The sequence below is a fragment of the Streptomyces sp. UC4497 genome, assembly GCF_054871485.1.
The window spans coordinates 1-22,155 of sequence record NZ_JBTYHB010000018.1 but is presented as its reverse complement, the minus strand read 5'-3'; the positions used below and the strand labels follow the sequence as shown (position 1 = coordinate 22,155).

Annotated in this window: 20 protein-coding genes and 1 tRNA gene; 13 read left to right on the top strand and 8 right to left on the bottom strand. The window is 69.7% G+C overall.

Annotation, left to right across the window (positions count from 1 at the left end; all coding sequences use genetic code 11):
• Window positions 1-1,295: 1,295 nt before the first annotated feature.
• Window positions 1,296-2,612 (bottom strand): sensor histidine kinase, encoded by a 1,317-nt coding sequence (locus ACYSUO_RS24135; protein ID WP_461778323.1) that lies wholly within the window; start codon window positions 2,610-2,612, stop codon window positions 1,296-1,298.
• 168 nt (window positions 2,613-2,780) lie between these two features.
• On the opposite strand from ACYSUO_RS24135, the gene ACYSUO_RS24130 reads away from it, so the two are divergent.
• The 7 genes from ACYSUO_RS24130 (at window position 2,781) to ACYSUO_RS24100 (ending at window position 8,450) form a co-directional block, all read left to right on the top strand.
• Entirely contained in the window at window positions 2,781-3,653 is an 873-nt protein-coding gene (locus ACYSUO_RS24130) for a hypothetical protein (protein WP_461778322.1), read from the top strand.
• A gap of 11 nt (window positions 3,654-3,664) precedes the next feature.
• Window positions 3,665-3,735: transfer RNA gene (locus ACYSUO_RS24125), tRNA-Gln, on the top strand.
• Window positions 3,736-3,850: 115 nt separating this feature from the next.
• The gene (glmU, locus tag ACYSUO_RS24120) at window positions 3,851-5,311 is read left to right on the top strand and encodes a bifunctional UDP-N-acetylglucosamine diphosphorylase/glucosamine-1-phosphate N-acetyltransferase GlmU (RefSeq protein WP_461778321.1); all 1,461 of its coding nucleotides are present in this window, start codon (window positions 3,851-3,853) and stop codon (window positions 5,309-5,311) included.
• Between the two features lie 130 nt (window positions 5,312-5,441).
• Window positions 5,442-6,419, top strand: a complete 978-nt coding sequence (locus ACYSUO_RS24115) for a ribose-phosphate diphosphokinase (protein ID WP_385760460.1) — start codon at window positions 5,442-5,444, stop codon at window positions 6,417-6,419.
• 196 nt (window positions 6,420-6,615) lie between these two features.
• Window positions 6,616-7,212 carry a 50S ribosomal protein L25/general stress protein Ctc gene (locus ACYSUO_RS24110; RefSeq protein ID WP_461778320.1) on the top strand — a complete coding sequence of 199 codons (597 nt, stop codon included), beginning with the start codon at window positions 6,616-6,618 and terminating at the stop codon, window positions 7,210-7,212.
• Between the two features lie 88 nt (window positions 7,213-7,300).
• Window positions 7,301-7,900 (top strand): aminoacyl-tRNA hydrolase, encoded by a 600-nt coding sequence (gene pth, locus ACYSUO_RS24105; RefSeq protein ID WP_461778319.1) that lies wholly within the window; start codon window positions 7,301-7,303, stop codon window positions 7,898-7,900.
• A gap of 94 nt (window positions 7,901-7,994) precedes the next feature.
• The gene (locus ACYSUO_RS24100; protein ID WP_461778318.1) at window positions 7,995-8,450 is read left to right on the top strand and encodes a hypothetical protein; all 456 of its coding nucleotides are present in this window, start codon (window positions 7,995-7,997) and stop codon (window positions 8,448-8,450) included.
• Between the two features lie 23 nt (window positions 8,451-8,473).
• Here the strand turns inward: ACYSUO_RS24100 and ppc are convergent, their stop codons facing one another.
• A complete protein-coding gene (ppc, locus tag ACYSUO_RS24095) occupies window positions 8,474-11,212 on the bottom strand; it encodes a phosphoenolpyruvate carboxylase (protein ID WP_461778317.1) in 2,739 nt (912 codons plus the stop codon).
• A 286-nt stretch (window positions 11,213-11,498) separates the two neighbouring features.
• Here ppc and ACYSUO_RS24090 point away from each other — a divergent pair, with 286 nt between their 5' ends.
• Window positions 11,499-12,488 (top strand): acyl-CoA desaturase, encoded by a 990-nt coding sequence (locus ACYSUO_RS24090; protein ID WP_266711053.1) that lies wholly within the window; start codon window positions 11,499-11,501, stop codon window positions 12,486-12,488.
• 23 nt (window positions 12,489-12,511) lie between these two features.
• The gene (locus ACYSUO_RS24085) at window positions 12,512-13,201 is read left to right on the top strand and encodes a TetR/AcrR family transcriptional regulator (protein WP_426903173.1); all 690 of its coding nucleotides are present in this window, start codon (window positions 12,512-12,514) and stop codon (window positions 13,199-13,201) included.
• A 57-nt stretch (window positions 13,202-13,258) separates the two neighbouring features.
• On the opposite strand, the gene ACYSUO_RS24080 is transcribed toward ACYSUO_RS24085, so the two are convergent.
• Both ACYSUO_RS24080 and ACYSUO_RS24075 read right to left on the bottom strand, forming a co-directional pair.
• Window positions 13,259-13,630: a VOC family protein gene (locus ACYSUO_RS24080; RefSeq protein ID WP_461778316.1), complete on the bottom strand. Its 372-nt coding sequence runs from the start codon at window positions 13,628-13,630 to the stop codon at window positions 13,259-13,261.
• Entirely contained in the window at window positions 13,627-14,421 is a 795-nt protein-coding gene (locus tag ACYSUO_RS24075; protein ID WP_461778315.1) for a trans-aconitate 2-methyltransferase, read from the bottom strand. Before ACYSUO_RS24075 ends, ACYSUO_RS24080 begins: the two co-directional genes overlap by 4 nt.
• A gap of 87 nt (window positions 14,422-14,508) precedes the next feature.
• On the opposite strand from ACYSUO_RS24075, the gene tamR reads away from it, so the two are divergent.
• Window positions 14,509-15,006, top strand: coding sequence for a MarR family transcriptional regulator TamR (gene tamR / locus ACYSUO_RS24070; RefSeq protein ID WP_266711058.1), 498 nt, complete (start codon window positions 14,509-14,511; stop codon window positions 15,004-15,006).
• Between the two features lie 18 nt (window positions 15,007-15,024).
• Here tamR and ACYSUO_RS24065 read toward each other — a convergent pair whose 3' ends face one another.
• The gene (locus ACYSUO_RS24065; protein WP_266711060.1) at window positions 15,025-15,774 is read right to left on the bottom strand and encodes a LuxR C-terminal-related transcriptional regulator; all 750 of its coding nucleotides are present in this window, start codon (window positions 15,772-15,774) and stop codon (window positions 15,025-15,027) included.
• Window positions 15,775-16,061: 287 nt separating this feature from the next.
• Between ACYSUO_RS24065 and ACYSUO_RS24060 the strand changes: the two genes are divergently transcribed.
• Window positions 16,062-16,517 (top strand): GNAT family N-acetyltransferase, encoded by a 456-nt coding sequence (locus tag ACYSUO_RS24060; RefSeq protein ID WP_461778314.1) that lies wholly within the window; start codon window positions 16,062-16,064, stop codon window positions 16,515-16,517.
• Between the two features lie 3 nt (window positions 16,518-16,520).
• Here ACYSUO_RS24060 and galK read toward each other — a convergent pair whose 3' ends face one another.
• From galK to galT, 3 genes are read right to left on the bottom strand one after another with little or no spacing between them, the layout of a single operon-like run.
• Window positions 16,521-17,684 (bottom strand): galactokinase, encoded by a 1,164-nt coding sequence (galK, locus tag ACYSUO_RS24055; protein ID WP_461778313.1) that lies wholly within the window; start codon window positions 17,682-17,684, stop codon window positions 16,521-16,523.
• 19 nt (window positions 17,685-17,703) lie between these two features.
• The gene (gene galE / locus ACYSUO_RS24050) at window positions 17,704-18,675 is read right to left on the bottom strand and encodes a UDP-glucose 4-epimerase GalE (protein WP_461778312.1); all 972 of its coding nucleotides are present in this window, start codon (window positions 18,673-18,675) and stop codon (window positions 17,704-17,706) included.
• Window positions 18,675-19,739, bottom strand: coding sequence for a galactose-1-phosphate uridylyltransferase (gene galT / locus ACYSUO_RS24045; protein ID WP_461778311.1), 1,065 nt, complete (start codon window positions 19,737-19,739; stop codon window positions 18,675-18,677). Before galT ends, galE begins: the two co-directional genes overlap by 1 nt.
• A 259-nt stretch (window positions 19,740-19,998) precedes the next feature.
• Here galT and ACYSUO_RS24040 point away from each other — a divergent pair, with 259 nt between their 5' ends.
• Together ACYSUO_RS24040 and ACYSUO_RS24035 are read left to right on the top strand one after the other, a co-directional pair.
• Complete coding sequence (locus ACYSUO_RS24040) at window positions 19,999-21,681, top strand: sodium:solute symporter family protein (RefSeq protein ID WP_461778310.1); 1,683 nt, start codon at window positions 19,999-20,001, stop codon at window positions 21,679-21,681.
• Window positions 21,682-21,699: 18 nt separating this feature from the next.
• The gene (locus ACYSUO_RS24035) at window positions 21,700-22,008 is read left to right on the top strand and encodes a hypothetical protein (RefSeq protein ID WP_461778309.1); all 309 of its coding nucleotides are present in this window, start codon (window positions 21,700-21,702) and stop codon (window positions 22,006-22,008) included.
• Window positions 22,009-22,155: the final 147 nt, after the last annotated feature.

Below are 22,155 nucleotides of genomic sequence, written 5' to 3'. Positions count from 1 at the left end.
AGCGCACCGTTCACGACAGACGCCGAGCCCGGCCACGACCGACCCCGCCCGATCCGTCTCTCCCCCGCCCACCCCCTCCGGGGACTCCCGCCCAGAGGGGTACGGCACCCCCGGTCGGCGACCGGTGCCACGCAACACGGGCGTGGGGCCCAGCCCCGGACAAGCACAGCCCCTGGCGCAACGCACCGCTCACGACAGACGCCGGGCACGGCCACAGCCGACCCCACCTGATCCGCCTCTCCCCCGCCCACCCCTTCCGGGGGCTCCGGCCGAGAGGGGCGAGGTTCCCAGCCGTTGCGTTCGTCCGACCGCCCACCCCACCTTGGACGCCTGCCGCCGCCCAAGGCTCCCCACCGTTGGCAGTCGGCCGACCGCCCAAGCTCTACGACAAGCTCCGATCCGGGCAGGGGAGACCCCACCGGGCGACAGGGTGGGCAAGGCGCCCCGGCGGGCACACCGTTCGCGGCAGACTCGGACCACAGCCCGGAGAGAAACCCCGGTGCCGTGCAACGATCACGCCAGGCGTCGGGCCGAAGCCCCCGGAGGGGCGGGCGGTGGGAGTTGAGCGGGCATCGGCGCAGCCGGACGGGGACCGGCGCCGTGCAACGGGCGCGTGGGCCCACAGCCCCTGACACAGCGCGCCGTTCACGACAGACGTCGGCCCCCGCGGACGGGCGGTGGGAGGTAAGCGGGCATCGGCGCGGCCGAACAAGGACCGGCGCCGCGCAACCACCACGCCAGGCACCAACTCCGACACACCCACAACCCCTGGCGCCACGCAGCGACCAGCGCACCACTCGCGGCAGACACGGACCACAGCCCGGCGAAAAGCCCCGGTGCCGCGCAACGACCACGCCGGACGTCGGGCCGAAGCCCCCGGAGGGGGCGGGCGGCGGGAGGTGAGCCGGCACCGACACAGCCGGACAAGGACCGGCGCCGCGTAGCCATCACCCCAGGCACCAACTCCGGCACCGCCCCCAAGCCCTGGTTCCGCGCAGCGGAAAGGGCGGGCGGCCACCCCGGCGCAGCTCGAAACCGCGGCACCGCGCAACCACCACGCCGGGCATCGGGCCGAAGCCCCCGGAAGGGGGCGGGTGGTGGGACCTGAGCGGGTACCGGCACAGCCGCACAGGGAACGGCACCGCGTAGCCATCACGCCAGATACCAACTCCGGCACCGGCGCAGCCGGACGAGACCGGTGCCGCGCAACGATCACGGCAGGCGCCACCCCGGCCCAGCTCAAGACCGCGGCGCCGCAACCCATCACGGAAGACGCCCCGGAGGGGACCCGCCCCCTACAACGCCGCCGGCAGCACCGCCGACACCCGGAAGCCACCCGCATCCGTCGGACCCGACACGAACACCCCGCCGAGCCCGGCGACACGTTCCTTCATGCCCACCAAACCGTTTCCCCCGGAGGGCAACCCGGCCGACGCGGCAGCCCCCGGCTCCGGCGGCGGCTCGTTCTCCACCTGCATCGCCACTTCCGCACCCCGATGCGCGAGCCGCACGTACGTCTTCGCCCCCGCCGCATGCTTGTGCACGTTCGTCAGCGCCTCCTGGACCACCCGGTACGCCGTCTGCTCCACCACCGCCGCGTACCCCCGCGACTCCCCCTCCACGGACACCTCGACGACCATCCCGGCCTCCCGCGACTGCCCGACCAGATCCTCCAGCTCGGCGAGCCACGGCCCGGCCTCCACCTCCGCCTCGGCCCGCGACGCCGCCGCCGCGGCGGCCACCCCCACCGCCTCCAACGGCATCCGGTCCACCCGCCGCGGCACCGGCTCCCCGGCCCGCAGCACCCCCAACATCTCCCGCAGCTCGGTGAGCGCCTGCCGCCCCATGTCCCCGACCAGCGCCGCGTTCTTCACGGCCTTCTCGGGGTCCTTCCGCGCCACCGCCTGCAACGCCGCCGCGTGCACCACCATCAACGACACCCGGTGCGCCACCACGTCGTGCATCTCGCGCGCGATCCGGGTCCGCTCCTCGCCCCGCGCCCACTCGGCCCGCTCCTCGGCCCGCTCGGCGAGCAGCCCCAACTCCCGCTCCAGCGACTCGTTGCGCTCCTGCAGCGAATCCATCAGCCGGCGCCGCGCCCCCACGTAGAGCCCGAGCAGCAACGGCGGAGCCGTCACCCCGAGCGCCGTGGTGATCGCGAGGAACGGCACGACCCAGTTGGCCACCTGGAACGTGTCCGCATGCGCCGCGGAGTCCTGCTGCACCCGCACCACCGACACGATCAACGTGCCCAGGAACGACATGCCCGCGAGCGCCCCGATGATCCGCCGCGGCACCTCCGACGCCGCCAGCGAGTACAGCCCGACGACCGTCAGCATCACGCCCATCTGCGCCGGCGTCACCGCCACCGAGATCAGCACCACGGCGATCGGCCACTGCCGCCGCAGCACGAGCGTCGAGCCGGTCAGCGCCCCGAAAAGGACCCCCACCCAGACCGGCAGCCCGGCCTTGTGCGCGAACGGCACCCCCTCCACGGCACACTCCACCGCGGACGCCACCGCCAGCACCACATCCAGCGCGGCAGCCCTGCGCCGCGCCCACCACCACGGCCCCCCGGCCGCGGCTCGGTGAACTTCCCCCGCTGTGGTCATGCCCTCAAGACTACGGGCGCCGGGTGCCCGATTTCCGGCGAGTTTTACGTAGTGGTCTCCACCACCCCACTCCGCGCGGCCCGCATTGTGGATAACTCCACCACGCGTACTGGTGATCCCTAATCGAACATCCGCCGGATCCCGAGATTCCGCCCCACCCTGTTGCCCATGACACACGCCACAGGCAAGTACGCCGATTTCGAAGCCCTCCGCGAGCAAGCCGTCCAGCTGCGCCGCGAGGGCCTCAGCCGGCGCCAGATCCGCGACACCCTGCACGTCGACAACAACGACATCCTCAACCGCCTCCTCGAAGGCGAGCCGCCCCCGGACTGGACCCGCCGCCCCAACGCGAAGGACGACCTGCGCGACCGCGCCCGCGAACTGCGCCTCCAGGGCTGGACGTACGACCGCATCCAGGTCGAACTGGGCTGCTCGAAGGGCTCGATCTCGCTGTGGGTGCGGGACCTGCCGAAGCCGGAACAGTCGGCCCGGTCGGACCAGGCCAAGCTGGCGGCACGGAAGAGGTGGGAGCACGAGCACGCGGTGCGAGAGGCAGAACGGTCGCGTACCAAGGAAGCCGCCCGGCTGGAAGTCGGCCGGATGTCGGACCGCGAGCTGCTCCTCGTCGGCGCCGCCCTGTACTGGGCCGAGGGCACCAAGGACAAGCCGCACGCGCGACGCGAGACCGTCACATTCGTCAACAGCGATCCGGGCGTGATCCAGGTCTTCCTGGCATGGCTCGACATGCTCGGGGTCGAGCGCCGCCGCCTGCGCTTCTGCGTGATGATCCACGAAACGGCGGACGTGTCCGCCTCCGAGCGCTACTGGGCAGACCTCGTCGGCTCGGACCGCGACGCCTTCTACAAAACGACGCTCAAGAAGCACAACCCGAAGACCGTGCGCAAGAACATCGGTGAGGCCTACCGAGGTTGCCTCGTGATCAAGGTTCTGCAGAGCGCCGAGCTGTACCGTCGCATCGAAGGCTCTTGGTACGGCATAGTAGAGGCTGCCTCCGCGAGTGATCCAAGCAATTGGACATAGCGGACGATCTATCCCGGGTCGTCTAATGGCAGGACAAATGGTTTTGGTCCATTGAATGAGGGTTCGATTCCTTCCCCGGGAGCACACTGCGGGGCCCGATCGAAACGGTCGGGCCCCGCCCCCATGCCCGGCCCAAAACGCCCCGGTATCCTGCGGATGTCCACCCCACAACGCATCCGACGCCGAAGGGCCCACCCGTGAGCAGCGCCAACACCCCGGCAGCCGTCGTCGTACTCGCAGCGGGTGAGGGCACCCGTATGAAGTCGGCCACGCCGAAAGTCCTGCACGAGCTCTGCGGCCGCTCACTGGTCGGCCATGTGCTCGCCGCCTCCCGTGAGTTGAACCCCCAGCAGCTCGTCGTGGTCGTCGGCCACGAGCGGGAGAAGGTCGCCGCCCACGTGGGCGCGGTCGACGCCGAGGCCCGCACCGCCGTGCAGGCCGAGCAGAACGGCACGGGGCACGCCGTACGGATGGGGCTCGAAGGGCTGGCCGGCGGGAGCGCGGACCTCGACGGCACCGTCGTCGTGGTCTGCGGCGACACCCCGCTGCTCACCGGCGGGACGCTCCAGGCCCTGTCCGCCACGCACGCCGCCGACGGCAACGCCGTGACCGTGCTGACCGCCGAGGTCCCCGACGCCACCGGCTACGGCCGGATCGTCCGGGACAACGTGTCGGGCGCCGTCACCGCGATCGTCGAGCACAAGGACGCGACCGAGGCGCAGCGCGCGATCAGTGAGATCAACTCGGGTGTGTTCGCGTTCGACGGGCGGCTGCTCGTCGAGGCGTTGAAGCAGGTGCGGACCGACAACAGTCAGGGTGAGGAGTACCTCACGGACGTGCTCGGGATTCTGCGGGAGGCCGGGCATCGGGTCGGGGCGTCCGTGGCGCGCGATCACCGTGAGATCGCCGGGATCAACAACCGGGTGCAGTTGGCCGAGGCCCGTCGCACTCTGAACGAGCGGCTGCTCGAGCAGGCGATGCTCGCGGGTGTGACGGTCGTCGATCCGGCCAGCACCTTCGTCGACGTCGCCGTGACCTTCGAGCGGGACGCCACCGTTCTCCCGGGCACGCAGCTGCTGGGTGCCACGCATCTCGCCGAGGGCTCCGTGGTCGGCCCCAACTCCCGTCTCACGGACACCCGCGTGGGTGCGGGGGCCCGGGTCGACAACACGGTGGCGTACAGCTCGGAGGTGGGTCCGGAGGCGTCCGTCGGTCCGTTCGCGTATCTGCGGCCCGGTACCCGGCTCGGTCTGAAGTCGAAGATCGGGACGTTCGTCGAGGCGAAGAACTCGTCGATCGGTGAGGGCACGAAGGTGCCGCATCTTTCGTACGTGGGTGACGCGACGATCGGCGATCACACCAACATCGGTGCCGCGAGCGTCTTCGTGAACTACGACGGTGAGAGCAAGCACCACTCCGTCGTCGGGTCCCACTGCAAGACCGGTTCGGACAACATGTTTGTGGCTCCTGTCACTATCGGGGACGGTGCGTACACCGCTGCCGGGTCCGTGATCACGAAGGATGTGCCGGCCGGCTCGTTGGCCGTGGCGCGGGGCCAGCAAAGGAATATCGAGGGTTGGGTGGCCCGAAAGCGACCCGGGAGCGCGGCCGCCAAGGCGGCGGAGGCGGCTTCCAGGAATCCGGAAACCACGGACTGACGTGGTCTGACCGGAAACAGGTGCGCCCGACACGGCGTACCGTGATAGGTGCTCACGATTCGCCTGGCTCGCTGCTAATGGGACGCGCGGGCAGCTGCGGCGGACGAACTCGTCTGAGGAGACTAGTGCTGTGACCGGGATCAAGACGCAGGGCGAGAAGAAGTTGATGCTCTTCTCTGGCCGCGCCCACCCCGAGCTTGCCGAGGAGGTCGCGCACCAGCTCGGTGTCGGGATCGTCCCGACCAAGGCGTTCGACTTCGCCAACGGCGAGATCTACGTCCGCTACCAGGAGTCCGCTCGCGGTGCCGACTGCTTCCTGATCCAGAGCCACACGGCTCCGATCAACAAGTGGATCATGGAGCAGTTGATCATGATCGACGCGCTGAAGCGCGCGTCGGCCCGCTCCATCACCGTCATCGTGCCGTTCTACGGTTACGCGCGGCAGGACAAGAAGCACCGCGGACGTGAACCCATCTCGGCGCGCCTGGTCGCGGACCTGATGAAGACCGCCGGCGCGGACCGCATTCTCACGGTCGACCTGCACACGGACCAGATCCAGGGCTTCTTCGACGGCCCGGTGGACCACCTGTTCGCGCTGCCGATCCTGGCGGACTACGTGGGCGCGAAGGTGGACCGGAGCAAGCTGACGGTCGTCTCCCCCGACGCCGGCCGCGTGCGTGTCGCCGACCGCTGGTGCGACCGTCTGGGCGCCCCGCTCGCGATCGTGCACAAGCGCCGCGACAAGGACATCGCCAACCAGGTGACCGTCCACGAGGTGGTCGGTGACGTGAAGGGCCGCGTCTGTGTGCTCGTCGACGACATGATCGACACCGGTGGCACGATCTGCGCCGCCGCCGACGCCCTGTTCGCGCACGGCGCCGAGGACGTCATCGTGACGGCGACGCACGGTGTGCTGTCGGGTCCGGCCGCGGACCGCCTGAAGAACTCGAAGGTGAGCGAGTTCGTCTTCACGGACACGCTGCCGACGCCGGGCGAGCTGGAGCTCGACAAGATCACGGTCCTGTCGATCGCCCCGACGATCGCCTCCGCGGTGCGCGAGGTCTTCGAGGACGGCTCGGTGACCAGCCTCTTCGAGGGCGAGGCCTGATCCCGTAGGGGATCTCCTCACTGAAGATCCATTTGGGTGCGGCCTCCTCCGCCGGGTAAACTGCTGAAGTTGCTCGGCGAGGGAGGCCGCACTTCTGTTCTCAGAAGGTCGGCTGTCCGTTATCGACGCGCTCTTCGTAGCAGGCCGTTCGTGGCCGGGTGACTCTTTCCCCTAGTTCTACGAGGAGTTGAAGAGCATGTCCGAGGTCAAGCTTTCCGTCGAGACCCGCACCGAGTTCGGCAAGGGTGCCTCGCGCCGTCTGCGCCAGGTCGAGAAGGTTCCCGGTGTCGTCTACGGCCACGGCGACGAGCCGAAGCACATCGTGCTCGACTCGCACGCCCTGATGCTGGCCCTGCGTACGCCGAACGTCCTGATCCGTCTGGACATCGACGGCGGCAAGTCCACCGAGCTGGTCATCCCGAAGTCCGTGCAGCGTGACGCGATCACGAGCTTCCTGGTCCACGTCGACCTGCTCCAGGTGAAGAGCGGCGAGAAGGTCACCGTCGAGCTCCCCGTCCACACCGAGGGCGAGCTGGCCCCGGGTGGCAACCTGCTCGAGCACGTGCTGAACACGCTGTCGGTCGAGACCGAGGCGACGCACATCCCCGAGTCGGTCACCGTCTCCGTCGAGGGCCTCGAGGCCGGTGCCTCGATCCACGCCAAGGACATCAAGCTCCCCAAGGGCACCACGCTGGCCACGGACGAGGACGCCGTCGTGCTCCAGGTCCTGGCCGCGCAGGCCGAGGAGGCCCCGGCCGAGGCCGAGGGCGACGAGGCCGCCGCGGAGGCCTGAGCCTTCAGGGTCTGACCTGTACGGGGTGGTGGGCGCGGCCCACCACCCCGTATCGCTGTATCGCGACGTATCGACGTACACCTAAGGAATGTGCATGTCCGACGAGAACGCTCCCTGGCTGATCGCCGGGCTGGGCAACCCTGGGCCCGAGTACGCGATGAACCGGCACAACGTCGGCTTCATGGTGGCCGATCTGCTCGCGCAGCGGATGGGCGCCAAGTTCAAGCGGGCGACCAAGGGTCAGGCGCAGGTCGTCGAGGGGCGGATCGGTCCGCCGGGGCCGCTGAACCGCCGGGTGATCCTCGCGAAGCCGATGTCGTACATGAACGTCTCGGGTGGTCCCGTGACGGCGCTGTGCGACTTCTACAAGGTGCCGACGGAGCACATCGTGGCGATCCACGACGAGCTGGACATCGACTACGGGGTGCTGCGTCTGAAGCTGGGCGGCGGCGACAACGGGCACAACGGTCTGAAGTCGATCACGAAGTCGCAGGGCTCCGACTACCACCGGGTGCGGTTCGGGATCGGGCGTCCGCCGGGGCGGATGCAGGTCGCGGACTTCGTGTTGAAGGACTTCTCGTCGACGGAGCGCAAGGAGCTCGACTACTTCGTGGACCGGGCGGCCGACGCGGCGGAGGCGCTCGTGATCGAGGGCCTGGAGCGCGCGCAGTCGACGTACAACTCCTGAGCACGGCGTACAACTCCTGACCTGTACGGACTTGTCGGGGCGGGATTCCGCCGGGAGTTGACCGTACGCAGGGTGATGGCCAAGGATCCCGGCCATGTTGCCAGTTGCCCGTCAAGCCGCGGCGGCCGTGGTCGCCGCACTGTTGCTGATCGCCGGCGTGTGGGCCTCGTGGGGTGCGGCGCAGCACGTGATGTTCCCGACGGGCCGTGAGCGCGGCACGATGACGGTGAGCCGGTGCGCGGACGAGACCTGCGCCGGCCCGTTCTCGCCCGCCTCCCCCACCGCCGTGCGGCACAAGAGCGTGACGATCGACCGCTCCATCGGGGAGAAGAAGGGTGCGCGCTTCCCTGTCGTCCTGAAGCCGAGTTCGACCTCGGCGGTCCGTGCGGGCACCGCCGGATTCCTGCACGCCTGGGTGCCGCTCGGCGGGGCGCTGCTGCTCGCGTCGGTGGTGCTCGCGGGCGGGATACGCAACCGGCGCCTCACGTGGGTCACGGGAGGCGCCGGAATCGCGCTGCTGACGGCGGCTTTCGTGGCCGTCGGCTTCTAGCCGTTTCTTGAACGGCCCCTGGGTCAGCCGGTGTTGCGCAGGCCCGCGGCCACACCGTTCACGGTGAGCAGCAGGGCGCGGCCGAGCGTCGGGTCCGGTTCCTCGCCCGCGGCCGCCGCGTCGCGCTGCCGCTTGAGCAGGGCGACCTGGAGGTACGAGATCGGGTCGAGGTAGGCGTCGCGGATCGCGAACGTCTGCTTCAACACGGGCTGCGCGGCGAGGAGTTCGTCCTCACCCGTGATGCGCAGCACCTCGGCGACGGTCAGCTCGTGCTCGGCCACGATCTCGTCGAAGACGTGCTTGAGGTTCTCGGGCACGAGCGTGTCGACGTAGTGGCGGGCGATGCGCAGGTCGGTCTTGGCGAGCGTCATCTCGACGTTGGAGATGAAGTTCTGGAAGAAGTGCCAGCGCTCGTTCATCTCGTCGAGGACGGTGTCCAGGCCCGCCTCGCGCAGCGCCTTGAGGCCGGAGCCGACGCCGAACCAGCCGGGCACGATCTGCCGCGACTGCGTCCAGCCGAACACCCACGGGATGGCGCGCAGTCCGTCGAGCGAGACGCCCGAGCCGGGGCGGCGGGAGGGCCGCGAGCCCAGGTGCAGGTCGGCGAGCTGGTCGACCGGCGTGGAGGCGAGGAAGTAGTTCGGCAGGTCCGGGTCCTCGACGAGCTTGCGGTACGCCGTGTGGGCGGCGTCGCTCACGACGTCCATGGCGGCGTCCCAGCGGGCGAGGGCCTCGTCGGACTGGCGCGGCGCCGTGTGCAGGGCGGAGGCCTGCAGCGTGGCCGCGACGGTCAGTTCCAGGTTCTCGCGGGCCAGGGACGGCACGAGGTACTTGTCGGAGATGACCTCGCCCTGCTCGGTCACCTTGATCTCGCCCTCCAGGGTTCCCCAGGGCTGGGCGAGGATCGCGTCGTGCGAGGGGCCGCCGCCGCGGCCGACGGTGCCGCCGCGGCCGTGGAAGAGGCGCAGGCGCACGCCGTAGCGGTGCGCGACGTCGCGCAGGCGGCGCTGGGCGCGGTGGATCTCCCACTGCGAGGTGGTGATGCCGCCGAACTTCGAGGAGTCGGAGTAGCCGAGCATGACCTCCTGCACGTCCCCGTTGAGCGCGACGAGGCGCCGGTAGGACGGGTCGGAGAGCATGTCCTCGAGGATCGTGTCGGCGGCCTTGAGCTCGTCCGTCGTCTCCAGGAGCGGCACGATGCCGATCTTGGCCCAGCCGGCGTGCAGGTCGATGAGACCGGCCTCGCGGGCGAGCACGGCGGCGGCGAACACGTCGTCGGCGCCCTGGCACATCGAGATGATGTACGACTCGATGACCTCGGGCCCGAACACGTCGAGCGCCTTGGTGATGGTGTGGAAGACGCCGAGCGTCTTCTCGCCCTCGGCGTCGAGCGGCGCCGGGGTCGGGGCCAGCGGGCGGCGGGAGCGGAGCTCCTTGGCGAGCAGCTTGCCCCGGTAGTCGCGCGGCATGTCCGCGTACCGCCAGGACTCCTCGCCGAGCCGGTCGAAGAGCTGGCCGAGCGTGTGGTGGTGGGCGTCGGCGTGCTCGCGGACGTCCATCGTGGCGAGCTGCAGACCGAAGGCGGAGAGCGTACGGATCGTACGGTCCATGCGGCCTTCGGCGAACAGTCCGGCACGGTGCTCGCGCAGCGACGTCTGGATGAGCTTGAGGTCGTGCAGCAGCTCGGCGGTGCCGAGGTAGTCGCGGCCCTCCCGGTGCGGGGTGTTGTCGGCGAGCCGCGTCTTGGTGTTCTCCAGCTTCTGCCGGATCGCGGTGGCCTTGAGCCGGTAGGGCTCCTCCGCGTTGAGCCGCTTGTAGCGGGGGCTGATCTCCGGGAGGCGCTCCAGGTCGCACTGGAGCGAGGTGAGCAGCTCCTCGGTGGCGCCCGTGTAGCGGATCGAGTTCGACAGGAAGCCGCGCAGCTCGTCGATCATGTCGAGCGCGTCGTTGATGCCGTGCTCGTGCTGGAGGATCAGGACGTCCCAGGTGACGGCCGGCGTCACGTTCGGGTTGCCGTCGCGGTCGCCGCCGATCCAGGTGCCGAAGGTGAGCGGGCGGCTGTCCTCGGGGAGCTTGAAGCCGACGCGCTCCAGCTCGGCGGTGAGGTCCTCCAGGACGTCGCCGACGGCTCCGGCGTGCAGCTCGTCCAGGTAATAGATCGCGTTGCGGGACTCGTCCGTGACCTCGGGGCGGACCACGCGCAGCTCGTCCGTCTGCCACACCAGGTCGATGTTCTCGGCGAGACGGGTGTCGTAGCGGCGCCGGTCGGTCTCCAGGACCGGGGTCTCCAGGAGCTCGGCGACGCGGCGCAGCTTGTTGAGGACGCTTCGCCGGGCGGCCTCCGTCGGGTGCGCCGTGAAGACGGGTCGTACATTCAGGTGCTTGACCGTGTCGCGCAGGTGGTCCGGGTCGGCGTCCTTGAGCCGGTCCGCGGTACGGGCGAGCAGTCCTCCCTCGGCGGCCCGCATGGCGCGCAGCTCGCGGCCACGGTGCACCTGCTCCGTCACGTTGGCCAGGTGGAAGTACGTGGAAAAGGCGCGGACCAGCTTGGCCGCGGTGTCCAGCTCGGTGCCCCGCAGCAGCTCGGCGGCGGCCTCGCCGTCCTCGCGGGTCAGGCGGCGGACCTTCTCGACCAGCTCGAGGAGCTCCGGGCCCTCCTGGCGGACCAGGGTCTCGCCCAGCAGGTCACCGAGCCGACGGATGTCGGCGCGCAGCTCGGCGCTGGTGCTCGTCGCAGCGGTCTGTTCGTCGGCACTGCTCACAGGTGCGGCTCCTTGCAATGGTGAAGCACGTGACACGGGAGGAAGGATCCCCGGATCCGGGTACTAGACCCGGGGTGGAGATTCAGAGCGGACCGCGCTGTCCGACCGATTCCAAGGATATGTGCCACCGCCGACGGCGAGGCTCGGAGCCTGTTGCCGCCCGGCTGCACGCTTACGTACTTACGGTGCCGTAGGTTACGGAACCGTAGGCAAGCTGTCCGCGGATCCCCGTGGATCTCCTGACCCGTCTCAGCCCGTCTCAACCCTCGACTTACAGGGGACTCCCATGGCCACCAGTACCGATGTGATCGAAGAAGCTCCCGGTCCGGCGTCAGAACCCCCCGCCACCTCGTCCTCCGCGACGCTCGGCGGCGAAAAGAAGCGCTCCGTGGAACAGATCACACTGCTCCTGTTCATCGTCCTCCCGTTCCTCGCCGTGCTCGCGGCGGTGCCGCTGGCCTGGGGCTGGGGAGTGAGCTGGCTCGATCTCGGGCTGCTCGTCGCGTTCTACTTCATCGGCTGCCACGGCATCACGATCGGCTTCCACCGGTACTTCACGCACGGCTCCTTCAAGGCGAAGCGCCCGCTGCGGATCGCGCTGGCGGTCATGGGCTCGCTCGCGGTGGAGGGCCCGGTCGTGCGCTGGGTCGCCGACCACCGCAAGCACCACAAGTTCTCCGACGCCGAGGGCGACCCGCACTCGCCGTGGCGGTACGGGGAGACGGTCCCGGCCCTGCTGAAGGGCCTGTGGTGGGCGCACATGGCCTGGATGTTCGACGAGGAGCAGACCTCGCAGGAGAAGTACGCGCCGGACCTGATCAAGGACCCGGCGATCCGCGCGATCTCCCGCCAGTTCATCTTCTGGACGATGCTGTCGCTGTTCCTGCCCGCGCTGATCGGCGGCCTGGTGACGATGTCGTGGTGGGGCGCGTTCACGGCGTTCTTCTGGGGCTCCCTCGTCCGGGTGGCGCTGTTGCACCACGTGACGTGGTCGATCAACTCGATCTGCCACGCCGTCGGCAAGCGCCCCTTCAAGTCCCGCGACAAGTCGGGCAACGTGTGGTGGCTGGCCGTTCTGTCCTGCGGCGAGTCCTGGCACAACCTGCACCACGCGGACCCGACGTCGGCGCGGCACGGCGTGGAGCGCGGCCAGATCGACTCCTCGGCCCGCCTCATCCGCTGGTTCGAGCAGCTGGGCTGGGCGCACGACGTGCGCTGGCCGTCCAAGGACCGCATCGCCTCGCGCCGCAAGGAGAAGGTCGCCGATGCCGCGTGAGCGCGGCACGGCATGATGGGGACGTGGCGACCGACTCAAGCACCCCTGGCAACGCGAGCAGTGACCGGCCCGAGCGGCCGGAGAAGGCTCGGCGCACGCGCAGAACGCGGATGACGGGGGCGGAGCGGCGTCAGCAGCTGCTGGAGATCGGTCGCGTCCTCTTCGCCGCGAAGGGCTTCGAGGGCACGTCGGTGGAGGAGATCGCGGCGAAGGCCGGGGTCTCCAAGCCGGTGGTGTACGAGCACTTCGGCGGCAAGGAGGGCCTGTACGCGGTGGTCGTGGACCGCGAGATGCGCCAGCTCCTGGACATGGTGACCAGCTCGCTGACGGCCGGGCATCCGCGCGAACTGTGCGAGCAGGCCGCGTTCGCGCTCCTCGACTACATCGAGGAGTACACGGACGGCTTCCGCATCCTGGTCCGCGACTCCCCCATCCCGCAGTCCACGGGCTCCTTCGCCTCGCTGATCTCCGACATCGCGACGCAGGTCGAGGACATCCTCGGCCGCGAGTTCAAGAACCGGGGCTTCGACCCGAAGCTGGCGCCGCTGTACGCGCAGGCGCTGGTGGGGATGGTGGCGCTGACGGGCCAGTGGTGGCTGGACGCCCGCAAGCCGAAGAAGGCGGAGGTCGCGGCGCATCTGGTGAATCTGGCGTGGCATGGGCTCGATGGCCTCGAGCCGAAGCCGCGGCTGATAGGGCACCGGAAGAGTTGACACGCCGCGGCGGCGTTGCGGTCGCGGGGCTCTGCCCCAGGCCCCGCTGGCTCTCGTTCACAGAGCGGGGCTGGAATTGACGAACTCCAGTCTGTTGCCGACAGGATCCGTGCAATAGAAGCGGCGGCGCCCTGGCAGTAGGTCGTCCCACTCGACCGGCACGCCCCGCCCCGCGAGGCGTCGCGCATACGCCTCGATGTCCCGCACCCGCAGGCCCGGGTGCGCCTTCTTGGCGGGGCGGAAGTCCCGGTCGATGCCCAGGTGGAGCTCCACCGCCCCGGCCCGGAACCAGCAGCCGCCCCGCGCCGCGAGCGCCGGTGGCTTGGGGAGTTCCGTCATGCCGAGGTCGTCGGCGTAGAAGGACCGCAGGATCTCCTCGCTGCCCGGCGGCGCCGCGAGCTGTACGTGGTCCACCCCGACCAGCGTCATGAGCGCGTCGCCACCACGAAGATCCGCCGGAACGGCAGCACCGTGCCGTGCTCCGTCGCCGGGTACGCCTCGCGGAGCAGGTCCCGGTACTCGGTGACGAAGGCGTCGCGCGCCTCCGGGTCGTCGGCCAGGGCCGTGAGGACCGGGCGCAGGCCCGTGCCCTTGACCCAGTCGAGGACGGGGTCCGCGCCCGCCAGCAGGTGCATGTACGTCGTCTCCCAGGCGTCGACCTCGCAGCCGAGGCCGGCGAGCCGCTCCAGGTAGGCCGCAGGCGTGAGCACCGCGTCCCCGTGGCGCAGCACCCCGGCCAATCGGTCCTTCCAGCGGGCCGATTCCGCCAGCTCGCGCATCAGGACGTGGCTGGGCGCGTCGAAGTTGCCGGGCACCTGGAAGGCGAACGTGCCGCCGGGTGCCACCGCGTCGATCCACCGGGGGAAGGCGTCGACGTGGTCCGGGACCCATTGCAGCGTCGCGTTCGACAGCAGCAGGTCGTACGTCTCCGTGGGCGCCCAGTCGGCCGCGTCCGCGTACGCGAAGTCGAGGCGGTCACCGGCGTGGGCGCGGGCCTGTTCCAGCATCTGGGGCGAGTTGTCGTAGCCGGTGATGCGGGCGGTGGGCCAGCGTTCGGCGAGCAGCGTCGTGACGTTTCCGGGGCCGCAGCCGAGGTCGGCGATGCGGGCGGGCTCCCCCGGCAGGGCGGGGACGCGGGCGAGCAGGTCGACGAAGGGGCGGCCGCGGTGGCCGGCATGACGGAGATACTGGTGGGGGTCCCAGGTGGGTGTGGGCGTCATGCATCAAGCGTCGGCCGCTGGTATCTCGATGTCAAGATAGTCGACCTCAAGAGACTTCACGTCGACACACCCCCTACACTGATCGTCATGGAGGACGAGGTCGACCGTCTGGTCTCAGCGTGGCGCCGAGAGCGCCCCGACCTCGACGTGGAGCCCCTCGAGGTGCTCAGTCGGGTCAGCAGGCTCGCGCGCCATCTCGACCGGGCCCGCCGCCTGGCGTTCTCCGAGCACAACCTGGAGCCGTGGGAGTTCGACGTCCTGACGGCGCTGCGCCGCGCGGGCACCCCGTACCAGCTCTCTCCCGGTCAGCTGCTCACGCAGACGCTGGTGACCTCCGGCACGATGACCAACCGTATCGACCGGCTCGCCAAGAAGGGCCTCGTCGAGCGGCTGCCGGATCCCAGTGACCGCCGCGGCGTCCTGGTCCGCCTCACGGACGAGGGCCGCGACCGTGCCGACCAGGCCCTGGCCGGGCTGCTCGACCAGGAGCGGGCGATTCTGGCGGAGCTGTCGCGTACGCAGCGCGGTGAACTGGCGGGGTTGCTCCGCCAGCTGACCGCGCCGTTCGACAACATCCCGGGCTGAGGACCAAGGCGTAGGGCCTCAGCTGGCCGCCTCCAGGTCCGCCGGGCCCACGCCCGCCCTGCGGGCGAGTGCGACCGCCGCGAGTGTCGAGTGCACCCCGAGCTTGCCCAGTACGTTCTGCATGTGTGTCCGCACCGTGTGCGGCGACAGGAACAGTCGCTCCGCCACCGCCTTGCGGCCGAGACCGGCCACCATGCAGCGCAGCACCTCGCGCTCCCGGGGCGTCAGGGACTCGACGAGCCGCTCGGACTCGGTGCGGTGCTTGCGCGCCGCGGTCAACTCCCGCAGTACGCCCGTGAGCAGCGCCGGCGGCAGATGCGTCTCCTCGCGCAGCACGCCCCGTATGACGGTCAACAGGCGCGACAGGGAGCAGTCCTTGGCGACCCAGCCGGACGCCCCCGCCTGCAGCGCGAGCGCCGCGCGGCGCGGATCGTCCCGCTCGGCGAGCACCACCGTGCGGACGGCGGGCTGGCCCGAACGGACGCCCGCCACCAGGGAGATGCCGTCGACGAGGCCGTCCTGCGAGGCGCTGTCGGGTACCGCCGTCGGCGCGCGCATGCCCTGGAACGATGCCGCGCCCAGGTCCGCGTCGATCAGCAGCACATCGAAGCGGCGTCCCTCCGCGACCGCCCTGTCGAGGCAGCGCAGGGCCGCGGGGCCGCTTCCCGCGGCCGATACGTCGACATCGGGCTCGGCGGCGAGTGCCGCCGCGAGCGACTCGGCGAAGATGCGATGGTCGTCGACCACCAGGACCCTGATGCGAACCACGTGATTACCCCCTTCCCCGAGCTCCCTGAAGGAGCAGGGGATACCCCATCGCCGGGGTCGGACCAACACAGGTACGGCGCCCGGAGTACGGGTCGCCGCAGCGGCACGGCCGCCGCCGTGCGCAGAACTGCTACCCCCGCTCCGGGCGTCGTACCCGGCTGTCTCGCCCCCTGATCGGCACCGGCCCCCACCGGTGCTGTCCTCAGAGTAGAGGCGAAGGCCCACAGGGGAAGTCAATTCGCAGAACTGGTTGTCGGTTGGCGGAGCAGCGACTGTCCTGCGCGTTTATGGTGATGCGCATGTTTCGCATCGAGACAGAAGTCGACAAGGAGCGCGCCCTTCTGCTCCGGTCGCTGCTGAGGGAGACCAATACGGCGGCGTCACCGGAGCTTCGCGAGCTGCGCGGCACCCCTGCCGACCAGCATGTCCCGCTCCAGGTATGGGTGTTGGACGAGGAGGGCGCACTGGCGGCGGGGCTCGACGCGTACACGTGGGCGTTCTGGCTGCACGTGGATCTGCTGTGGGTCGCCGAGCAGCACCGCGGGGCGGGGCTCGGCTCCCGGCTCCTCGCGGAGGCGGAGCGCCTCGCGCGCGAGGAGCGCGAGTGCCGGGGCTCCCGTGTCGAGACGTGGGACTTTCAGGCCCCGGGCTTCTACCGGCTGCAGGGATACGAGGTGGTGTCCGTGATCCCGGACTACCCGCCCGGGATCAAGGAGTTCACGCTGACGAAGCGGCTGGGGTAGCCGTTACGAGGTGCGGTGCGCCCCCGCCGAAGGCACCGCCGGGAACACGCGCGGCGCCGTGTAGCCGGCCTCCGCGAAGGCGGCGGTGATCGCCTTCGTGACGGTGTCGGCCTCGTCCGACTCCACCAGGACGATCGCGGAGCCGCCGAAGCCGCCGCCCGTCATCCGGGCACCGATCGCGCCGGACGTCATCGCCGTGCCAACGACAAGGTCCAACTCTGGGCAGGAGATGCGCAGATCGTCGCGGAGCGAGACGTGGCCCTGGACGAGGATCGGGCCGATGGCGCGGACGTCGCCGGAGTCGAGCAGCTCGATGACGCGCTCGACGCGGTGGTCGTCGGAGACGACGTGGCGGACGTAGCGGACAACCTTCTCGTCGACCCCGGCCAGCTCCAACTCCGCGACGGACCTGCCCAGTTCGGCGTACGAGACGTCGCGCAGGTGACTCACGCCGAGGACGCGCGCGCCCTCCTCGCAGCCCGCGCGGCGCTCCGCGTACGCGCCGTCGCCCAGCTCGTGCTTGACGCGGGTGTCGACGACGAGCAGCTGGAGGCCATGGGTCGCCAGGTCGAAGGGGACCTGGCGGATGGACAGGTCGCGGCAGTCGAGGTGCAGCGCGTGGCCCTCGGTGGCGCAGGACGAGGCCATCTGGTCCATGACGCCGCACGGCACGCCGACGAAGGCGTTCTCGGCGCGCTGTGCCAGCACCGCCAACTCGGCGCCGGTGAGCCCGAGTTCGTACAGGTCGTTCATGGCGTACGCGGTCACGACCTCAAGTGCGGCCGAGGAGGACAGGCCGGCGCCGGTCGGGACCGTGGAGGCGAGGTGGATGTCGGCGCCGGTCAGCGTGTGGCCCGCTTCGCGCAGCGCCCAGACGACGCCCGCGGGGTACGCGGCCCAGCCGCCCTGGCCGTACTTCGACAGCGGGGCCAGGTCGTCGACGCGCAGCTCCACGACCGGGGCGTCGATGTCGGCGGAGTGCAGGCGAAGGACGCCGTCCTCGCGCCGGGCCGCCGCGGCGACCGCGGTGTGCGGCAGCGCGAGCGGCATGACGAAGCCCTCGTTGAAGTCGGTGTACTCGCCGATGAGGTTGACGCGGCCGGGGGCCGCCCACACTCCGGCGGGCTCGTACCCGTAGAGGTCCTTGAACTGCGCGTCGACGGACATGAGTTGAAGCCCCTGATTCCTACTGGCGGGCCTGGGCGAAGGCCCAGGCGTCGGCGACGATGCCCGCGAGGTCCGCGCGGGACGGGTTCCAGCCGAGGCGCTCGCGCGCGGTGTCGGCGGAGGCGACCAGGACGGCCGGGTCGCCGCCGCGGCGCGGGGCGACGACCTCGGGGATCGGGTGCCCGGTGACCTGGCGGACGGTCTCGATGACCTCGCGGACGGAGAAGCCGTTGCCGTTGCCGAGGTTGCAGATGAGGTGCTCGCCGGGCTGTGCGGCGTCGACGGCGAGCAGGTGCGCCTCGGCGAGGTCCGCGACGTGGATGTAGTCGCGGATGCAGGTGCCGTCGGGCGTCGGGTAGTCGTCGCCGAAGACGTTGATCGCCTCGCGCTTGCCCTGCGCGACCTGGAGGACGAGCGGGATGAGGTGCGACTCGGGGTCGTGCCGCTCACCGCAACTGCCGTACGCGCCCGCCACGTTGAAGTACCGAAGGGACACTGCAGCCAGTCCGTGCGCGGCCGCCTCGCCCGTGATCATGTGGTCGACCGCGAGCTTCGAGGCGCCGTACGGGGAAGTGGGCGCGGTCGGGTCGGTCTCGGTGATCGGGGTGTTGACCGGTTCGCCGTAGGTGGCGGCGGTCGAGGAGAAGACGAGCTTGCGGACGTCCGCCGCGCGCATCGCGGCGAGCAGCTCCATGGTGCCGCCGACGTTGTTGGCCCAGTACTTCTCGGGCTTCACGACGGACTCTCCGACCTGCGAGAACGCGGCGAAGTGCAGCACGGCGTCGTAGGAGGAGTCGAGCCACTTGGCGGCGTCGCGGATGTCGCCCTCGATGAAGGCGGCGCCCGCGGGGACGCCCTCGCGGAAGCCGGTGGAGAGGTTGTCGAGGACGGTGACCTCGTGGCCCGCCTCGATCAGGTGCTGCGCGACGACGCTGCCGACGTAGCCGGCACCGCCAGTGACCAGGTACTTCTTGGAAACGGCCTTACCCATTACTTGCTCGCTACCTCTCGCAGTCGCTCGGCCGCGGTCTCCGGCGGCACGTCGTTGATGAACACACTCATGCCGGACTCGGAACCCGCGAGAAACTTCAGCTTGCCGGAAGTGCGGCGGATGGTGAAAAGCTCGAGGTGCAGCGCGAAGTCATCGCGGTTGACGCCCTCGAACTCGTCCAGCGAGCCGAACGGGGCCTGGTGCCAGGCCGCGATGTACGGCGTCACCGGCTGGTCCGCGCCGAAGATCCGGTCGAAGCGCCTCAAGAGTTCCAGATAAATCTTGGGGAACTCTGTGCGTGCGTCGTCGTCGAGCGCGAGCAGGTCCGGGACCTGGCGCTTGGGGTAGAGGTGCACCTCGTACGGCCAGTGGGCGGCGTAGGGCACGAAGGCCACCCAGTGCTCGCCTTCGAGGACGATCCGCGAGCCGTCCTCGACCTCCTTCTCCACGACATCCGCAAAGAGGTTGCGGCCGCCGGTCTGCTCCTTGTGCTCGGCGGCGGAGCGCAGCATCAGGGCCGTGCGCGGGGTGGTGAAGGGGTAGGCGTAGATCTGGCCGTGCGGGTGGCCGAGGGTGACGCCGATCTCGGCGCCGCGGTTCTCGAAGCAGAAGACCTGCTCGACGGAGTCGAGGTGGGAGAGCTCAGCGGTGCGGTCCGTCCACGCGTCGAGGACGAGGCCCGCCTGCTCCTCGGTGAGGTCGGCGAAGGACTTGTCGTGGTCGGACGTGAAGCACACGACCTCACAGCGGCCCGCGTCACCCGCGAGCGAGGGGAAGCGGTTCTCGAAGACCACCACGTCGTACGAGGAGTCGGGGATCTCGCTCAGCCGCTCGCCCTCGGAGGGGCACAGCGGGCACTCGTCGGCCGGCGGGTGGTACGTGCGGCCCTGGCGGTGTGAGGCGATCGCCACGGAGTCGCCGAGCAGCGGGTCGCGGCGCACCTCGGAGGTGGTGACGGTGGGGTCGAGGGGGCGGCGGTCGGCCGCGTCCCGGACGACGTCGTCGCGCGAGTCGTAATAGATGAGCTCACGACCGTCGGCGAGCCGGGTCGACGTCTTCTTCACGGCCGATGCTCCTCATCACAACAACCAAACAGAACCAAACACAACAAAGCATAAGCCAACAGTGGCGTCAAGGGGAACGGGCCGCACCGACAGCCCGCAGCGGACTGTGCGCTTTCTGTGCTGTCTCGTGCCGTCCCGAGGGGTCGGAACGGGATCTCGATCACAATCCAACAAAGAACGTCAGCGGAACTGTTCACTTATTGAAGCCGGAGGCGTAGGTTCCGGGATGTTTCAGTTCGCGCAACGAAGCGAGATCTACATGCTGTCCCCCACAACAACCCTGGCCGAGGGGCTCCGGCTGCCCACCAATGGCCTCGACTACGCGATCATGGCGATCTACTTCGTCGTGGTGCTGGGCATCGGCTTCGCCGCTCGCCGGTCCGTGAAGACCAGCCTGGACTTCTTCCTGTCCGGACGCTCCCTGCCCGCCTGGGTCACCGGTCTCGCGTTCGTCGCCGCGAACCTGGGCGCCACCGAGCTCCTCGGCATGGCGGCCAACGGGGCGCAGTACGGCCTCTACACGGTGCACTGGTACTGGATCGGCGCCATCCCCGCCATGGTCTTCCTCGGCCTGGTGATGATGCCCTTCTACTACTCGTCGAAGGTGCGCTCGGTCCCCGAGTTCCTGCTCCACCGCTTCGGCCCCTCGTCACACCTGCTCTCCTCGATCATCTTCGCCGTCTCCTCGGTGCTGATCGCGGGCGTCAACCTGTACGCGATGGCCCTGGTGCTCCAGGCGCTGCTGGGCTGGCCGCAGTGGGTGGCGATCGTCATCGCGGGCCTGTTCGTCCTCGCGTACATCACGATCGGCGGGCTCTCCTCGGCGATCTACAACGAGGTCCTGCAGTTCTTCGTCATCCTCGCCGCGCTCATCCCGCTGACGATCGTCGGCCTCAAGCGCGTGGGCGGCTGGGACGGCATATCCGACTCCCTGTCCAGCTCGCACGGTGATTCGTTCATGACCGCCTGGCAGGGCACGGGCATCGGCGACGCCAACCCGCTCGGCGCCAACTGGCTGACCATCGTGCTCGGCCTCGGCTTCGTGATGAGCTTCGGCTACTGGACGACGAACTTCGCCGAGGTGCAGCGCGCGCTGTCCGCGAAGAACCTCTCCGCCGCCAAGCGCACCCCGCTGATCGCCGCGTTCCCGAAGATCCTCATCCCGATGGTCGTCGTGATCCCCGGTCTGATCGCCCTGGTCATGGAGCCGTCCATCGGCAAGTCCGCGGACGGCCTCCAGTACAACGACGCCATCCCGGTCCTGATGCGCGACCTGCTGCCCAACGGTGTCCTCGGCATCGCGGTGACGGGTCTGCTCGCCGCGTTCATGGCGGGCATGGCGGCCAACGTCTCGTCCTTCAACACGGTGTTCACCAACGACATCTGGGCCGCGTACATCAAGAAGGGCCAGAGCGACCGGCACTACCTGGCGACCGGCCGCGTCGTCACCGCCGTCGGCGTCGTGATCGGCATGGGCACCGCGTTCATCGCGGGCAGCTTCAGCAACATCATGAACTACCTGCAGACGCTGTTCTCGTTCTTCAACGTCCCGCTGTTCGTGGTCTTCATCATCGGCATGTTCTGGAAGCGGACGACGCCGGCGGCGGGCTTCTGGGGGCTGCTCACGGGCACCGTGGCCGCGATGGTGAACTACTTCTACTTCTACAAGCAGGGCGTCATCTCGATCCCCTCCGACCAGGGCGCCAACTTCGTCTCCTCGATCGTCGCCTTCGTGGTCGGCGCCGTGGTGATGTTCGTGGTCACGCTCTGCACCAAGTCCAAGCCCGCCGAGGAGCTGGCCGGTCTCGTGTACGGCACGAAGTCGCCGGGCATGGAGGAGCCGCCGGCCGAGGGTGACGACGCCTGGTACCGCAAGCCGGCCCTGCTGGGCTGGGGAGCGATCGTCCTCGCCGTCATCTGCTACATCCCGTTCTCCTTCTGAGGTCCGAGGTAACACGACATGAGCGACGAAATGAACCAGCACGTCGAGGAAGTGAAGGAGCTTGAGGCCAAGTCGGCGACGGCGGCCCGCCTCTTCGACGTGCGACGCATCATCGGCGGCCTCTTCGTGGTGTACGGCGTGATCGTCACGATCGCCGGCTTCACGGCGTCCGACGCCGACCTCAAGAAGGCCCAGGACATCAACATCAACCTGTGGACCGGCATCGGCATGCTGATCCTCGGCCTGTTCTTCCTGATCTGGATGAAGCTGCGCCCCACGGAGCCGCCGACGGCGGAAGAACTGGCGGAGGCGGAGGCGTCCGAGTAGCGCCACCGGACTGTGACGTCCGACTACGGGAATCCCGGAGTGGGGCCGCCCCCTACGGGGCGGCCCCCACCCACCACGCCCCGTGCCCCGCCGCCGGACCGGGCGGGTACCACAATGTGCGCCCGGCCGGCCCTTGAACAGCCATTA

Bases quoted from the DNA above. Each gene is read 5' to 3' on its own strand.
- ACYSUO_RS24135 (WP_461778323.1), bottom strand. From the start codon at position 2,612: ATGACCACAGCGGGGGAAGTTCACCGAGCCGCGGCCGGGGGGCCGTGG.
- ACYSUO_RS24130 (WP_461778322.1), top strand. From the start codon at position 2,781: ATGACACACGCCACAGGCAAGTACGCCGATTTCGAAGCCCTCCGCGAG.
- ACYSUO_RS24110 (WP_461778320.1), top strand. From the start codon at position 6,616: ATGTCCGAGGTCAAGCTTTCCGTCGAGACCCGCACCGAGTTCGGCAAG.
- pth (WP_461778319.1), top strand. From the start codon at position 7,301: ATGTGCATGTCCGACGAGAACGCTCCCTGGCTGATCGCCGGGCTGGGC.
- ACYSUO_RS24100 (WP_461778318.1), top strand. From the start codon at position 7,995: ATGTTGCCAGTTGCCCGTCAAGCCGCGGCGGCCGTGGTCGCCGCACTG.
- ACYSUO_RS24090 (WP_266711053.1), top strand. From the start codon at position 11,499: ATGGCCACCAGTACCGATGTGATCGAAGAAGCTCCCGGTCCGGCGTCA.
- ACYSUO_RS24080 (WP_461778316.1), bottom strand. From the start codon at position 13,630: ATGACGCTGGTCGGGGTGGACCACGTACAGCTCGCGGCGCCGCCGGGC.
- ACYSUO_RS24075 (WP_461778315.1), bottom strand. From the start codon at position 14,421: ATGACGCCCACACCCACCTGGGACCCCCACCAGTATCTCCGTCATGCC.
- tamR (WP_266711058.1), top strand. From the start codon at position 14,509: ATGGAGGACGAGGTCGACCGTCTGGTCTCAGCGTGGCGCCGAGAGCGC.
- ACYSUO_RS24060 (WP_461778314.1), top strand. From the start codon at position 16,062: ATGGTGATGCGCATGTTTCGCATCGAGACAGAAGTCGACAAGGAGCGC.
- galK (WP_461778313.1), bottom strand. From the start codon at position 17,684: ATGTCCGTCGACGCGCAGTTCAAGGACCTCTACGGGTACGAGCCCGCC.
- galE (WP_461778312.1), bottom strand. From the start codon at position 18,675: ATGGGTAAGGCCGTTTCCAAGAAGTACCTGGTCACTGGCGGTGCCGGC.
- ACYSUO_RS24040 (WP_461778310.1), top strand. From the start codon at position 19,999: ATGCTGTCCCCCACAACAACCCTGGCCGAGGGGCTCCGGCTGCCCACC.
- ACYSUO_RS24035 (WP_461778309.1), top strand. From the start codon at position 21,700: ATGAGCGACGAAATGAACCAGCACGTCGAGGAAGTGAAGGAGCTTGAG.